Annotated in this window: 14 protein-coding genes and 1 riboswitch; of the genes, 7 read left to right on the top strand and 7 right to left on the bottom strand. The window is 40.3% G+C overall.

Going from position 1 to position 15541, the window contains the following annotated elements; genetic code table 11:
- Window positions 1-45 precede the first annotated feature (45 nt).
- The 4 genes from NSQ76_RS19675 to NSQ76_RS19660 all read left to right on the top strand — a co-directional run bounded on the left by NSQ76_RS19675 (window position 46) and on the right by NSQ76_RS19660 (window position 5798).
- Complete coding sequence (locus NSQ76_RS19675) at window positions 46-1926, top strand: beta-glucoside-specific PTS transporter subunit IIABC (protein ID WP_135031587.1); 1881 nt, start codon at window positions 46-48, stop codon at window positions 1924-1926.
- 35 nt (window positions 1927-1961) lie between these two features.
- Window positions 1962-2804, top strand: coding sequence for a BglG family transcription antiterminator LicT (gene licT / locus NSQ76_RS19670; protein WP_087978672.1), 843 nt, complete (start codon window positions 1962-1964; stop codon window positions 2802-2804).
- An 18-nt stretch (window positions 2805-2822) separates the two neighbouring features.
- Window positions 2823-4298, top strand: a complete 1476-nt coding sequence (locus NSQ76_RS19665; protein ID WP_135031585.1) for a glycoside hydrolase family 1 protein — start codon at window positions 2823-2825, stop codon at window positions 4296-4298.
- A 306-nt stretch (window positions 4299-4604) separates the two neighbouring features.
- Window positions 4605-5798, top strand: coding sequence for an MFS transporter (locus NSQ76_RS19660; protein ID WP_341055659.1), 1194 nt, complete (start codon window positions 4605-4607; stop codon window positions 5796-5798).
- Between the two features lie 168 nt (window positions 5799-5966).
- On the opposite strand, the gene NSQ76_RS19655 is transcribed toward NSQ76_RS19660, so the two are convergent.
- From NSQ76_RS19655 to NSQ76_RS19645, 3 genes are all read right to left on the bottom strand, one after another.
- On the bottom strand, window positions 5967-6869 hold the full coding sequence (locus NSQ76_RS19655) for a shikimate dehydrogenase (protein WP_024423990.1): 903 nt from the start codon (window positions 6867-6869) through the stop codon (window positions 5967-5969).
- A gap of 18 nt (window positions 6870-6887) precedes the next feature.
- On the bottom strand, window positions 6888-8069 hold the full coding sequence (locus tag NSQ76_RS19650) for an MFS transporter (protein WP_208946218.1): 1182 nt from the start codon (window positions 8067-8069) through the stop codon (window positions 6888-6890).
- Window positions 8070-8504: 435 nt separating this feature from the next.
- Entirely contained in the window at window positions 8505-9524 is a 1020-nt protein-coding gene (locus NSQ76_RS19645) for a LacI family DNA-binding transcriptional regulator (RefSeq protein WP_024423987.1), read from the bottom strand.
- 264 nt (window positions 9525-9788) lie between these two features.
- A riboswitch (glycine riboswitch) is annotated at window positions 9789-9868 on the top strand.
- 164 nt (window positions 9869-10032) lie between these two features.
- Here NSQ76_RS19645 and NSQ76_RS19640 point away from each other — a divergent pair.
- A complete protein-coding gene (locus tag NSQ76_RS19640; RefSeq protein ID WP_341055655.1) occupies window positions 10033-11379 on the top strand; it encodes an amino acid permease in 1347 nt (448 codons plus the stop codon).
- Window positions 11380-11426: 47 nt separating this feature from the next.
- On the opposite strand, the gene NSQ76_RS19635 is transcribed toward NSQ76_RS19640, so the two are convergent.
- Together NSQ76_RS19635 and NSQ76_RS19630 are read right to left on the bottom strand one after the other, a co-directional pair.
- A complete protein-coding gene (locus NSQ76_RS19635; protein ID WP_025093725.1) occupies window positions 11427-12107 on the bottom strand; it encodes a DUF3169 family protein in 681 nt (226 codons plus the stop codon).
- Window positions 12104-12310 carry a helix-turn-helix transcriptional regulator gene (locus NSQ76_RS19630; protein ID WP_003215336.1) on the bottom strand — a complete coding sequence of 69 codons (207 nt, stop codon included), beginning with the start codon at window positions 12308-12310 and terminating at the stop codon, window positions 12104-12106. The genes NSQ76_RS19635 and NSQ76_RS19630 overlap by 4 nt, the downstream gene beginning before the upstream one ends.
- 170 nt (window positions 12311-12480) lie before the next feature.
- On the opposite strand from NSQ76_RS19630, the gene NSQ76_RS19625 reads away from it, so the two are divergent.
- Window positions 12481-13104: an NUDIX hydrolase gene (locus NSQ76_RS19625; protein ID WP_073208080.1), complete on the top strand. Its 624-nt coding sequence runs from the start codon at window positions 12481-12483 to the stop codon at window positions 13102-13104.
- A gap of 11 nt (window positions 13105-13115) precedes the next feature.
- Here NSQ76_RS19625 and NSQ76_RS19620 read toward each other — a convergent pair whose 3' ends face one another.
- Complete coding sequence (locus NSQ76_RS19620; protein ID WP_285710828.1) at window positions 13116-13598, bottom strand: DUF4188 domain-containing protein; 483 nt, start codon at window positions 13596-13598, stop codon at window positions 13116-13118.
- Between the two features lie 4 nt (window positions 13599-13602).
- The gene (locus tag NSQ76_RS19615) at window positions 13603-14154 is read right to left on the bottom strand and encodes a PadR family transcriptional regulator (RefSeq protein ID WP_341055649.1); all 552 of its coding nucleotides are present in this window, start codon (window positions 14152-14154) and stop codon (window positions 13603-13605) included.
- Window positions 14155-14334: 180 nt separating this feature from the next.
- On the opposite strand from NSQ76_RS19615, the gene NSQ76_RS19610 reads away from it, so the two are divergent.
- Entirely contained in the window at window positions 14335-15228 is an 894-nt protein-coding gene (locus NSQ76_RS19610) for a hypothetical protein (protein WP_056765255.1), read from the top strand.
- Window positions 15229-15541 lie beyond the last annotated feature (313 nt).

The following is a 15541-nucleotide window of genomic DNA, read 5'->3' as shown; positions in this document are numbered from 1 at the left end:
TTGTTGCCTGAGCTCCTATAATCAAAAATGAAAGCGGTGACTTTAATGAACCATAAAGACTTAGCTCAAGATATTCTTAAACATATTGGTGGAAGTGAAAACGTTCAAAACTCCATCCACTGTATGACGAGATTAAGGCTGACTTTAAAAGACTCCTCACTCGCAAACTCTGAAGAAATTAGCCGCCTTGATGGCGTCATTCAAGTAGCAGATACAGCAGGTCAGTATCAAGTTGTTATTGGCAATGATGTTGGTTATGTGTATAAAGAGTTTGCAAAACTGATTGATCAAAATCCGGAAGCAAGCGGCGGACAAATTGTACAGAAAAAAGATCATAGCTTGAAAGGATATTTCAATCGTTTTGCCAATTTGATCACTGGCATTTTTGCACCGATTATCCCTGCAATTGCCGGGGCAGGAATGTTGAAGGCATTACTGATTTTATTGCCAATGCTGAATTTGATGAAAGAAGACAGCCAAACCTATTTGGTATTGAAAATCATTTCAGATGCAGCGTTCTTCTTCCTACCTATTTTGTTAGCCTATACAAGCTCACAAAAATTTGGTACAAACCCTATGGTATCAATGGCTTTAGCTGGGGTATTGCTGCATCCTAACTTAACAGCCCTGTTTAGCAGTGGTGATCCAGTTGTCTTTGCGGGTATTCCACTGAAAGCTGTTTCTTATGGCGCATCCGTTATTCCGATTATACTCATTGTTTGGCTGATGTCTTATGTAGAAAAGCTGGCAGATAAATTATCACCGGGACCGGTCAAAATCTTTATGGTTCCTTTAATTACGATGATTATTGTTGCTCCGATTGGCTTACTGTTTTTAGGGCCGCTTGGTATGTATCTTGGTGCAGGTTTAGCCGCAGGGGTCTTTTGGATCCAGCAAACGGCAGGATGGGCTGCCGTTGCCATTTTAGCCGTTTTCTTACCTTTTATCGTTATGTTTGGGATGCAGAAGGTGTTCTATCCAGTGGTTATCGCGTCCCTTGCTTCACCAGGATACGACGCTCTTATCGGAGTGGCCATGCTAGCGGCGAACTTTGCGCAAGGTGGAGGTGCTTTGGCTGTTTCCTTTAAAACCAAAGACCCTAAGTTAAAACAAATTGCAATGTCCGGAGGAATTTCTGCTTTATTTGGGATAACAGAACCTGCATTATACGGCGTTCATTTAAAACTCAAGAAAACATTACTCGCATGTATGATTGGAGCAGGAGTTTCAGGTATTTTTGTTGGATTGATTAAGCTGAAAGCGTTTGTGATGGTTTCACCTGGTATTGCAACGATGCCAATCTTTATTGAAAAAGGGACTTCAAACTTTACGTTTGCTATTATTGGTGCAGTCACGGCAGCGGTCATCGCGTTTATTGCTGTTTACATGATCGGCTTTAAAGAGGCAGAAACTGAAAACATCGAGAAGAAAAATGAGCCTGTCTCTACATCAGAAAGCACAAGAAATCGTGAAGTCATTTATGCACCAATGAAAGGAGACATCATTCCTTTAGCCAAAGTGAATGATAAAGTATTCTCTGAAGAAGTGATGGGGAAAGGTGCAGCGATTCAACCTAGTGAAGGGAAAGTATTCGCTCCTTTTGATGGGCAAGTGGAAATGATTTTCCATACAAATCATGCCATTGGTCTAAAATCCAACCTTGGTGTGGAAGTTCTGATTCATATTGGTATTGATACCGTTAACTTAAATGGACAATTTTTCACTTCACATGTTCAACAAGGTGATACAGTAAGACTAGGTCAACTTCTAATTGAATTTGATCAACAGAGTATACAAAAAGCTGGCTATGATACAACAACACCAGTCATTATTACAAATACAGCTGATTATTTAGAAATTTTACCCCAAGAGGGAAAAACGAATCCTGTTTCTGGTCATCAGCAGCCACTTTTAACAGTCTTATAAATCGATTTTGAATGTAACCAGGAAGGTGATAGGGTATGGAAATTATAAAAGTGCTGAATACCAGTGTGGTTCTCGCTAAAAGAGATGACGGTAAGGAAATCATCGTAATGGGTAAGGCGATTGGGTTTAAAAATAAGCCAGGCAGTCTTATTCAAGAGTCCGATATTCAAAAGATCTATGTGCTAGAAGATCAAAGCACGTCTAATGATTTAGCTGAGCTTATGAGGGAGACCCCAGAGGAATTTTTAATCATGACAGATGAGATTATATCCTATGCGAAGCGCCGTTTATCTACACACTTAAATGAGCATCTTTATATTTCTTTAACCGATCACCTTTTCATGGCTACGAAGCGCTTTAAGGAAAATTTAACGATACAAAATCGCCTGCTGTGGGAAGTAAAGAAATTTTACCCCGAGGAATTCAGTATTGGTCTGCATGCACTAGAGCTGATTGAAAAACAATTAGGCATTCAGCTGCCTGAAGAAGAAGCGGCGAATATTGCATTTCATCTAGTGAATGCGCAGCAGACCAAAGATAATTTAAATCAAATCGTAATGATGACCAATATGGTCAAAGACATTTTAAATATTATCAAAATGCATTATAAGATCGACATTCCGACAGATACGATTAATTACTCTAGATTTTTAACACATTTACAGTTCTTTGTTCAGCGTTTGCTTGAGAATAAAATGCTCGAAACAGATGATCACGATCTAATCGATCAAATCATGAGGAAATACCCCGAAGAAGTAAAATGTGTGGAGAAAATCGAGAAATATATAAAAACAAATGTTGATTACACTATATCCAATGACGAAAAAATGTATTTAATTATTCATGTCAATCGAGTGGTTCAAAGAAATAACGCATAGTCTTGAGGAGGAAGAAACATGTCTAATCAAATCAAGAAATTTCCAGAAGGTTTTTTATGGGGTGGCGCCATCGCGGCAAACCAAGCAGAAGGTGCATGGAATGTAGACGGAAAAGGGTTATCGACTGCTGATGTGGCGATCTTTAAAAAAGGTCTCAGTAAATCTGACTATAAAAAGCACAATAAAGTGGATGAAGAACAAATTCAGCAAGCAATGCGTGCAGATACCGCTGAAGGTTATCCAAAACGAAGAGGTGTAGATTTTTATCATCGTTATCCTGAAGATCTGGCGTTGTTCAAAGAAATGGGATTGAAGACGTTACGTGTCTCGATTGCATGGACGCGTATTTTTCCAAACGGTGATGAAGAAGAGCCAAATGAAGCGGGATTATTATTTTACGACCGCCTATTCGATGAAATGAAGAAACATGATATTGAACCACTCGTCACGTTATCTCATTATGAAATGCCGCTATATTTAGTGAATCAATATGGAGGATGGTCTCATCGCATTGTCGTTGATTTCTTTGTGAAATTTAGTCGAGTGGTATTTGATCGATACAAAGATAAAGTCAAGTATTGGCTGACTTTCAATGAAATTGATAGCATTGTCCGACATCCATTTACAAGTGGTGGAATCGTTTCAGAGCGCTTTGACAATGTAGAACAGGCCGTTTATCAAGCATTGCATCATCAATTTGTTGCAAGTGCGTTGGCCGTTAAATATTGTCACGAGATGATCCCGGGGGCAAAAATAGGGTGTATGCTGACGAAATTAACAACGTATCCGTATTCTTGTAATCCAAAGGATGTTCTAAAAGCATCAAAGAACAATCAGTTCAATATGTTTTTCACGGATGTACAGGTGCGCGGGGAGTATCCGCGTTTTATCAATCGACTGTTTAAAGAAAAGAACATTCACATTGAGAAACAACTAGGAGATGACGAGTTATTAAAGGTGCATACGGTTGATTTTATTTCATTCAGTTACTACAATTCCTTAGTTGCTACTGAAAATAGTGAAGGCATGGAAACTGTCAGCGGCAATACAATAGGCGGAGTGAAAAATCCTTATTTAGAAGTGAGTGAATGGGGCTGGCAGATCGACCCGATTGGAATTCGTATCTCTTTAAATGACTTATACGATCGCTATCAACTACCACTATTTATAGTTGAGAATGGATTAGGTGCATACGATAAGGTGGAAGATGGAAAGATAAATGATGATTATCGGATTAGCTATCACGAGCAGCATTTCCAGCAGATGCTGGAAGCCATTGAAGATGGAGTCGAATTAATGGGTTACACCAGCTGGGGAATTCTTGATTTAATTAGTTACTCCTCATCTGAAATGGAAAAGCGCTATGGGTTTATCCATGTTGATCAAGATAACGATGGAAACGGAACGTTAAATCGAACACCTAAAAAAAGCTTTTACTGGTATCAAGAAGTCATTCGTCAAAATGGATTGAAAATGAACGATGAACAGAATTGAGACATCATTTAAGGAGTGGCAGTTAACCACTCCTTTTTTCTATCGATGGTGTCATACGCTTGATCAATGAATTCCCTTCAAATTTAAGCAATTCACTATCTTTACCTTTCGCATTCGTATAAAATAAGAGCAGTGAAAAATTGAAGAAATGCTTGATACATGAAGGGCGTGTAAGCTGTGAGCTGCATGACATGATGAGATGTATGAACGTGAAGGCTGCAAAGCTGTTCTTCCTCACATATGAGATCTTGTAAGCGTAACCATTATTTGTCACTTCATTGCGATGGTGTTGAGGGGTGTGTCAGGATGAGGAATCCGTATGTGAGAACGGCTTCTAGTCTGTATATTAATTATTTTTTATTGGGTATGGTCAATATTATTTTGGCTTCAAATATGCCATTTTTAATCAAACAATTAGATACCAATAGTGCGGGAATTAGTTATATGATTTCGGCGCTTGGCATTGGCAGGGTGCTCACATATGGTTTATCAGGCGTACTGTCAGATCGTTTTGGGCGTAAGCCGGTCATTCTGGTTTCTGGTGTGCTGATGGCGGTGTTCCTCATCGGAATCCCGTTGTCTCCGAATTATCAAATCGCGTTTGCGTTTGCGATTTTGGCAGGGGTCGCGAATTCGGCAATGGATGCAGGAACGTATCCTGCGTTAATGGAGGCGTTTCCGCAAAACTCGGGATCTGCGAATGTGATGGTGAAGGCCTTTATCTCCATTGGGGCAACCATTTTGCCACTGGCGATTTACTTTTTAGCAGAGCATGATTTGTTTTATGGAATGGCATTTTTTGTTCCTGCTCTGATCTATCTTGTGAATGTCTTGATGCTGTGGACCTTGCCATTTCCGAATCATCGCAAGGTGGAGCAAGTCCAGGTAACGGAGCATGACGGACTTCCGCGCTTCTCGACAGAGCCTACATTTTGGAGAGAAGGGATCGCGCTCATTGTGATCAGCTTTACGTCAAATGGACTGTATGCGCTGCCGCAAATTTGGCTTCCTACGTACGGTGAGGCCATCTTGGGGATGACATCGGGCAGTGCTGTAAAACTGCTCAGTTACTATAGCATGGGCGGGCTGCTGTCTGTCGTGATGCTCGCGTTTCTGCTGCGCCGCTTTGTCCGTCCGGTCACTGTACTGCTGATCTATCCAATCATTACACTTGTTTCCATTTGTGTGCTCTTGGTCGTGAAATCACCAGTTATAGGAACCGTCAATGCTTTTGTATTGGGATTTTCAACGGCAGGAGTTTTTCAGCTGACGTTAACTGTGATGGCTGAATTCTTCTGGAGAAACAAAGGGACGATGACTGGGATTATCTCTACAGCGGGCGGCGTGTCGGCTATCGTCATCCCGGTCGTAACAGGTTTAATTCAGAGTCACGCGTCCATTTTACAAATCTTTATGTTCGATGCAGTGGTGGCTGTTGCGGCCATTATCGGCGCACTGTATATCCTGTATCGATACCGCCAAGTCATGGCACATGATTAAAAAAAGACGACCTCCGCAGGAAGTCGTCTCAGCGTGTAGGCAAATCCTCGCATCCTTTGTCAGGCCTCTGAGCCGGTACTCACGAATGTTAAATCCGTTCCTATATCACGCTGAAAATAAAACAAAGGGCTAAAATGATCATCATTTTAGCCCTTTGTCTTTTTTATTTTAGAAACGGTCATTTTCAAAAAGAATTTGTTTTACTTGATCAACTGGCATATCTTCACCAGTAAAGAGTTTGTAAGCAAGTGCACCTTGCCACAGCATCATTCCAAGACCGTTAATGGTTTTGGCGCCAGCTTCCTGTGCTTGTGCAAGAAGCTTTGTTTTTTGCGGGTTGTACACAACATCTGTCACGATCAAATCTTCACGAAGTACATCAAGTGTATCATCGATAATGCTGAGCTGATCTAGTGGTTTCATGCCAAGGCTTGTCCCGTTTGCCAGGATCGCACTTTCTGCTACTTCACGGCGGAACGCGTCTTTGTCTTCAAGTGGGAAAATGTTTGCTTTGACACCGAAAGATTTCATTTCGTTGTTGATGTAATTTACATTTTCTTCTGCTTGAACAAAGTATTGGTCATTACGAGCAAAAATGCTAATTTCACGAATGCCGGACTGTGCAAGCTGAATCGCAATCGGAGTTGCCGCGCCGCCAGAGCCAACAAGTGTGACTTTTTTGCCGGCTAATTCAACGCCATGTTCAATTAAGTTTCTCACATATCCAAGACCATCTGTGTTGTAGCCGATGAGCTTACCATCTTTGTTTACTACAGTGTTACTTGCACGTGTATATCTTGCAGAATCATCTAGTTCGTCTAAGTAATCCAGTACTTTCATTTTGTTCGGCATAGAGACGTTAAATCCAGCTGCACCCATTGCTTTCATACCGTTTACGGCTGCTTCTAGTTCATCATTCCCTACTTCAAATGCAAGGTAAGCATAGTTGATACCTGTTAATGTATAGCCAAGGTTATGCATACGTGGTGAAAGGCTGTGCCCGATTGGTGTAGCAAGAAGACCGACTAATTTTGTTTTTCCATCAATATTTCGTTCATGTATGTTTGTCATGATTGACATCTCCTTTAATTATCTAAATAATTTTTTCATGCGTCCAAGAACAAAGACCGCTAGTAATACGCTAATAACCGCAATGATCATATCGAAAAATAACGTCATTTTAATATCGTACGAGCTGACCAATCCACTTGTAATGAGCGGCACGAGAATAAACGCTGAGCTTGCCGCAATGTTGACGTAGGATGAAGCCGTTGCTTTGTTTGTCGGGAACAATTTCATCATAATACTCATCGCCAGCTGGAAGATTCCCGCTGTAAATAGTCCTAAGAAGAAGGTGCTGACAATGACAATGCTGTACGTTTCGATTTGGAAAAGTGAAAGCATTGCAAGGAACGCCCCAATTGGATAAATGATCGCCACCATAATCGGTGAAATGAATTTATCTAAGACGACCGAAAGCAATAGAACAGATACCAGTGCACCAATACTAAAATAAGAAAGAAGCTGTGTGGCTTGTTCTGTGCCAAGTCCGATTAATTTCAACCCGAGCTGCGGAAGCCATGTCTGCCATACGACAAACAATGCAGTCGATGTGAATCCCATCAGTACAACAGCTAAGCCTTCGCCAAGCATTTTTGGTTCTTTCTTCAGCTGATCCTGTACTGGAAGAGCGTCTTGTGAAGAAACTTGCTTATGGTTCGGGAATGGCATAAAGATTAAGTAAATCCCTACGAGTAAATAAAGAAGCCCTAGTCCAAAGAACGCCCAGCCCCAGAAGATGTCATGTGCCACTAGGAATGCCAAGATAAATGGAAGAACAGTCGCCCCAATGGATACAGACGCTTTTACTAAAACAGAAGCCGAACTTGCTTTTTTAGGAAATGACTCTGACAAGGCAGGATAGGTTCCTGAATCAAGCAGTGAGTTGGCAATACCTGCTGAAATCGCAAAGATAAATGCCAGTGTATAACTTGTTGTCGTTGGAATACCGATTAAGAATAATAAGTAAAGAAAATTTCCTGTAATAATGACAGGCTTACGTCCCCAGCTGTCGGCTAACCGGCCTGAGAAAAAGAGCGCAATGAGTTTACCAATTCCGATCGCCGATACAAGCAAGCTGATTTTCGGAATATCTACATGGTAGCGTTCAGATAAGCTGTCCATGTTGGAAGCTACAATAATGTTGATCATGCCAAGCATGAAGTAATTTAAATACATGCCAAGTGACGATTTTATATAAGGATTTTTCATGTTCCCACTCCTATATTTGAAACCCCTTTAAGGTCAAATTCTTTGTATATTGTTTCCTTCAAAATGAATAATATGAAGCCCATCACAACACCCCTTATGTGATTGATGAAAAAATAATGAATATTCACCTGTTCTTCAATCAAGTACATCGTTCTACTAAAATGTAAAAAATAATAACAGCCTTGATTAGGAAGTGAAACTTCATGATTTGATCAGAATCATAAAAAATCACTTTTAACTGTTTTTTGATAGAAATAATAATATGACGAAATAGGTATAACGATATACTAAAAGAAGCAACGAGATAAATATACTCCTGCATTTTAAATGTGTCAAGTTTATGACTTTGTGATTTAAAAAAAGAAAAATGAAACAAAGAAATAGTTGACTTGATCAATAAAAAAAGAGAATTGCTGCACACAATTCTCTTTTTCATCATGATGGAGAGGTTTCTCTAATATGAAGTTGAGGCTTTAAAATCAATCGCTGTAGCTCTTCATCCTGTTCGTTCATTTTATGATATAAAAGGTTCGCTGCTTTTACCCCGATGGATCGGGGAAATGAGGAAACAGTGGTGAGCGGCGGATGGTACATTTCCGCTTCAGGAACATTATCGAATCCAACGACATCGATATCTTCACCAGGCTGAATGCCCCGTGCTGACAGTGCTTGAATGACTCCAAAAGCGACTAAGTCACTAAAACAAAAAATAGCAGTAGGGGGCTCAGGCTGATCCATCACTTGGGCGAGTGCTTCTTTCCCGCCTTCACGAGTAGGTACTATATCAATAATAAGCGACTCATCAATCGTCACATTTTCTTCGTCATGAGCTCTTTTGAAACCTTTCATCCGCTCAATCCAAGTTGAAGAGGTCTTGATACCGCCTAAAAAGGCGATGCGGCGATGTCCCTTTTGAAGAAGATGATGAACCGCCATCCAAGTACCTTGTTCATAATCAACACCGACATAGTCACATTGCACGTCTGATAATTCACGATTTGCCAGTACTTTTGGGGTGCGAATTTGATTTAATTGTTTGACCGTTCGAGCAGAGCTTTTCGAAGCTGGGTTTAAAATAATCCCGCCCACTCGGTGCTCTACCATGGTGGAAATGAGCCGCTCCTGTTTATCGACACTGTCAAAGGTTGTACCAAGTAAAACAGTATAGCCCAGCGATTCAAGTGTGGTCTGTACGCCAATTAAAAACTCCGAAATAAAGGTGTTAGAAATATCCGTCACAATCACACCAACGATATTTGAGCTTTTTGACCGCATGTTAGCAGCAACGCGGTCGTATACGTATCCTAAGTCCTCCATGGATTGCAGTACTTTGTTTCGAGTGGCTTCAGAGATTCTAGGATTATTTCGAACAACGAGTGATGCCGTTGAAGTCGAGACACCGGCATGCTTGGCGACTTCCTGTAATGTAACACGCTGTTTGTTCATTTTTTTCATTTATCTTCACCAACTTCCATGGATTGCTTAACTTTGTTCATGATCAAGAGGGATTTCTCCATCAAACGAGCCGAACATCTTTTGATTTATTATACATGAATCAGGGGGGATTGATGAAGTGAAGACATATGCGTACCGCCGTAAATCATAAAAGATTACCATTGACAGCTTTCTGAATGAGGCGTAAAATATGAAATTATTCAGAAATAGCAACATTTTAATTAAATAACGAAGGCTATGAATGCTGTGGGTCACACTATAGCAGGAGCAGCTTCTGGAGAGACCGCATGTGTGTGCGGCGCCGAAGGGTTCACAATCTCAGGCAAAAGGACAGAAGAGTACGAAATATTGTATTTGTGGTGCATGGATGATGCCGTGTATTACTTTTCTCTATTTTGCTATTCTTTTATGACCGTGAGATTGGAGCGCATCCAATCTCTTTTTTTATGGACTTTTTTAAAGGGTTCATTATTTCAGTATAAGATCGTGTCGTAGGAGGGTGTTAGCATTGGCACAACAAGAATTAAAACGAGATTTATCAAACCGTCATGTGCAATTGATTGCCATTGGCGGAACCATTGGAACAGGGTTGTTTTTAGGATCTGGAAAAGCTATTCAATTGGCAGGTCCTTCAATCATTTTTGCTTATTTAATTGTCGGAATGGCCATCTTTTTTGTCATGAGGGCACTTGGAGAATTGCTTTTATCGAAGGCGGGCTATCAGTCATTAACCGATATTGCAGAGGACTATCTCGGCCCGTGGGCATCTTTTGTGACAGGGTGGACATATTGGTTTTGCTGGATTATGACAGCGATGGCGGATGTCATTGCGGTCGGGGTGTATGTGCAGTATTGGTTTGACATCCCGCAGTGGATTCCTGCCATCATTTGTTTGTTGATTTTACTCGGGTTGAATTTGTTGACGGTAAAGCTTTTCGGAGAAATGGAATTTTGGTTTGCACTCATTAAAGTAATTACGATTCTATTATTGATCGGGGTTGGAATGGTTCTTTTAATCATTGGTTTTCAAACAGATGCTGGACCGGTGACAGTAACGAATTTATGGTTTCATGGCGGGTTATTCCCGAATGGTGTCACAGGTTTCTTATTGTCATTCCAGATGGTGATTTTTGCGTATGTGGGAGTTGAACTGGTCGGTGTGTCCGCAGCAGAAACAGCCAATCCGCAAAAAAACATCCCTTCTGCGATTAATAAGATTCCATTAAGAATTCTATTTTTCTATGTGGGTGCGATCTTTGTTTTACTATGTATTAACCCATGGACTGAGCTCAGTGCATCAGAAAGTCCTTTTGTGAAAACCTTTGGACTCATTGGGATACCAGTAGCAGCGGGGCTCATCAACTTTGTCGTCCTGACATCTGCGGCATCAGCTTGTAATAGCGGTATGTTCTCGACAAGCCGCATTCTGTATAATCTCAGTCATCAAAAGCAGGGTCCAGCTTCCTTCGGACGTTTGAACAAGCATGCTGTCCCAAGTAATGCGCTATTCGTTTCGACGATTGTGGTATCGGTTGGAGCTCTTTTAAGCAAGCTGATTCCCGAGCAAGCTTTTGGTATTGTTACCACGATCAGCGCCATTTGTTTCATTTGGGTATGGAGTATTATTTTAATTTGTCATTTGAAATATAAAAAAACAAAGCCTGAACTGCATGCAGCATCTACCTTTAAAGCACCGTTCACACCTTTTGTGAATATATGTGTTTTGGTTCTCTTCGCTGCGATTCTAGTGATCATGCTGTTTGCAGATGCAACACGCCCCGCGCTCTTATTAACGCCGGTCTGGTTTGGTTTCTTACTATTGATTTATGCACGAAAGAAACGCCGCGCGTCATAATGAACGGAAAAAGCACAGCCTTTGCATGAGGCTGTGCTTTTGTTCATTTAACGATTTCTAATCTTTAGCACATAATTTGCATTCAAAATGATTAAAACAAGTCCAATGACCATGATTGAGAACAGCTGAGAGTGATTGGCTCCAAGGGAATACACAATCAAAATAAACATGGCGCTGGTCAATAGGATATTCATCATTTGATACGTATGAAACAGTCCGTCAAGCATCACATGCTTTTCGCCTTCGTCCGAAATGGCGAGCAGCTTTTTACTGTAGTCTTTGTCAGATAGACTTGGCAGATTCCGATTAGGGTAGACAAGCTTTAGAACAGATATCGATATATATGAACTGATAACGGTGACGATAAATAAAGCAGCATTGACGAGAATCAGCCAGAGTGGCTGCTCGGTGACGATCGCGATACCGATGGCAACAATGGAAAAAATGGTACTTACCGTATTGGCTAAAGTCAAATCAGTAAAGGTCCGATATTGTTTTGCTTCCAGTTCATCCTCCTCATCTCCAGAGACCGAAAGAGACACTCTTTTTTTCATACGTGAAATCCCTGAAAAACAATAAATAATCAATAAAATCGTCAATCCACTGATGACAAGAGTCGCTTCAAATGCAACATCAAGAAGTGTCATCTCAAATTCGGCTGCCAGCAGACAGTAAGCGCCGAGAAAGCCAAGGAGAGCACCTAAGAGCATTTTGTATACAGTTTTCATGAAAGTTCATCCTCCTCGAATAGAAAAATACGTTCAATGGGTTCCTGAAAAATTCGTGAAAGCTTAACCGCGAGCAAGAGAGACGGCATTAACTCATCTCGTTCCATTAAGCTGATGGTCTGACGAGAGACCTTTGCACGCTTTGCCAGCTCAGTTTGGTTTAAACCATCACGCGCACGAAGCTCTTTTAACCGATTTTTCATTCTGTCACCTCAATTTTGCTTGAAATCTTTCCTTGATTGTAAAGCATTATATTCATTTTGACAAGTAAAGTTGTCAAAATGATAAAAATAATTGTCAGAAGGATCATCTTTATTCAAAAGGAGAACCATGATACGCTAAAGGAAAGAGAAACAGAAAACAGGTGGTGTCCGTGTTCATTGATCAATTAAAAAATGACTTACATCAATCACAGCCGTTGTTCATTGGAGAAGAGACAGCGTTCAAAGCAGCAGTCCTTATCCCTTTGGTGCAAGTAAATGGAGAATGGCATATATTATTTGAGGTACGATCGCTCACCATGAGAAAACAGCCGGGGGATATTAGCTTTCCTGGGGGCAAGCTTGACGGCAGCGAAACTGCACAGGAAGCTGCACTGCGAGAAACACATGAAGAGCTGGGCATTCCGCCAGAATCGGTCGAGATCCTTGGACAGCTTAGTCCTTATATCGCGTCTCCATCCTTCGTGGTATACCCATATGTTGGTATCATTGATGAGCAAAAAGTGAAACACTCCTTTAATCAAGAAGAAGTAGAGGAGACTTTTACCGTGCCTCTATCATGGCTCAGCCAATATGAGCCGTACTTACATCATGTATCCGTTCAGCCAACACCAGGCGAGGACTTCCCTTATGAAAAAATCATGAATGGTGAAAAATACAGCTGGGGAAGCCGTTCGATTGAGGAATGGTTTTATGATTACAAAAACTACACCATATGGGGATTAACAGCCCGCATATTAAAGCATTTTGTGACCGTTGCAAAAAGAAATTCCTAGAGAATCGTTCTCTAGGAATTTGTTGTATTTAGGCGTTCCTTCGCTGTTTGTTGTCCTTTACTTATTGAAATAGGGGATTTTGCTTGGCTCAGTCCGTAGGAAGGCATGTTCACGTAGATGGATTCATACGAGCCGGCTTGAATTTGGTACGTTTCATGATAAATTCCGACCGCGTCATTATTTCGTGCTCTTTGGTTAAATTCTTTCCAAGCAGCCAAATGCTTCTCCATCTTGGCATAGGCAAGGAGGTCATCGGTTGACTTCCAATATTGAATCATCGTTGTCGTACGTAATCCGAAGTAATTCTCTGTTCCAAGAAACCCAAGCTCTTCTTGATGGGTATACAGCTCCTTGATCATGCCAGGCATTGCCATGAACACGGGCAGCCATTGATGAATGGCCCAGCGTTTGTTGATCCTCATTCCGATGATGAACACAACAATCGAATCAGAATTGTCCGTTGTAAATCTGCCAGCACGTATCTCCTTTTTCATTCATTTACCCTTCCTTCTTCATCGAATGGAATGTTTCCACGCACCAATCAATTCCTGCTTGAGCCACTCTTTTCCCATAATCTAAAGTAAACAGCCAATACTTCGCATCCGCTTCATCTGGATAAAGCTCTTGAATGTTTTGTTCAATTGAAACATAAGTTTCATAACGAATACGGAGCTGCCGCTCATAATCCTGTAAAAGCACCAATTTTTTCTCAAACGAAAGATATTGACCGAAGAATAACTTTAATAACACCTCATTACGCTCTGTTGGTAACTGATCGAGCGGCAGCGCCAGCCACTCTCTTAACGTATTCAGTCCTTTTTCAGTCAAATGATATTCCCGCTTGTCTGATCGGCCAGAAGTAGCAGCAGGTGAAACTTCCGCAAGGCCTTCCTCGACTATTAACTTTAAAGCTGGATAAATTTGTCCATAACTGATTTTCCAAAAATGATGCAGGCTTCTATCAATTAATTGCTTCACTTCGTATCCTGACTTACAATCAGTCGTTAAAATACCTAAAATCGCATACGTCGTATCATTGTATTTTTTCATATCAGCACACCTATCTAAAAGATATATCATTTAGATATATAATATGCGATATCCATTGGTGATACAAGAAGTTTTAGAAATAATCCAATGAAGGAGGTGAAGAGATCGCTAGGAGATGCATCACAATATATTGATAGAAAAAATAAAAATCCGTCAGATCAATGATCAGAGGAGGTATGTATGAATAGATCAAAAATCTGGATCGTAGCAATTTTAGCGGTACTAGTCATCGTTGCTGTCAGCTGGATAGCATACCAAGCAAATGCAAAAAAGAGTGTATTGAACAACTATTACGCCTTTGTATATAAGACAAAGGATCAAGTGAACTGGTTCAAGGTAACGGAGAGAAAAGGGAAAGTCACTGGTTATCTGAATGAAACCATTTTGGAGGAAAACCCAAAAAGACACTTTGATCCCAACCTATTTATCAACAAATATAAATTAACTGGTAAAACTGTTGAAAACGGTTACGAGTTTCAAGTGAAGCAAGGGAAAGAGACGATCACATATAAAGTTCACCTTGATGAAAAAGATCTTTCTGTGAAAAAACAAGGTGAAAAGCAAAGCATCACATATAAAGCAGTTGATCAAACAAAACTACGTGCTGTTCAAAAGGACATTCATGACCGATATGATGAATTGATGGAGGACTCTGAGAATAGATTCCATGATTATGTAAGAAACTTTATTAAGAAAGTAACAGGCGCTTATGGTTATCTGTATACAGCGGAGGATGGTTCATACCAGCTATTTCTAAAAGTAAAACGGATGTATATGCAGTCTGAATGGGCAGGTTCTTTTTTGATGAGAACGGTCCCAGGAGATGGTGGTGAACCATATAAAGAAACGAAACATACAGCCGGTGGTGTTTCAGATGGGATAATGTTTGATTTGAGTACTTATCCTGCAATTGAAAAGGGGTTTATTTTAGGGGAAACTGATCGAGATGCAACATCAATTAAATTCCCTTTTAAAATGGCAGGCGGTACAATAGAATTTAAAGCTGTCACGAAAGAGGAATATCAAGAACAAACGGAAGCATTCAAAAAGCAGGCTGAAGAAAAGAAAAAATAGATGATGATAAACCAGATGGGTCATTTTAAACTTATCTGGTTTTTAGATGGAAGTAGTTTTTGGTGAGTGATAAAAGGATATTTATTGTATAAAAAACAGGAAGGTTACTTCAACAATGAAAGAAGAGTAATTTGGGTATATAGACCTTAATAATTTTTAGAAAATTAAATGTTGACGCTTTCATATAATCAATATATACTAAAAGCAAATCCAATATGAATAAATTAGACATGTGACTGGTCATGCAGGCAGGATCTAAAAACGATGAATTTCTTTTATTTGTCGTTTTAGGTCCTTTTTTTATTGCCAAAAT

The sequence above is a fragment of the Bacillus sp. FSL M8-0256 genome (assembly GCF_038005765.1).
Taxonomy (GTDB): Bacteria; Bacillota; Bacilli; order Bacillales; family Bacillaceae; genus Bacillus; species Bacillus safensis.
This window is presented reverse-complemented; position numbering and strand designations above follow the sequence as displayed.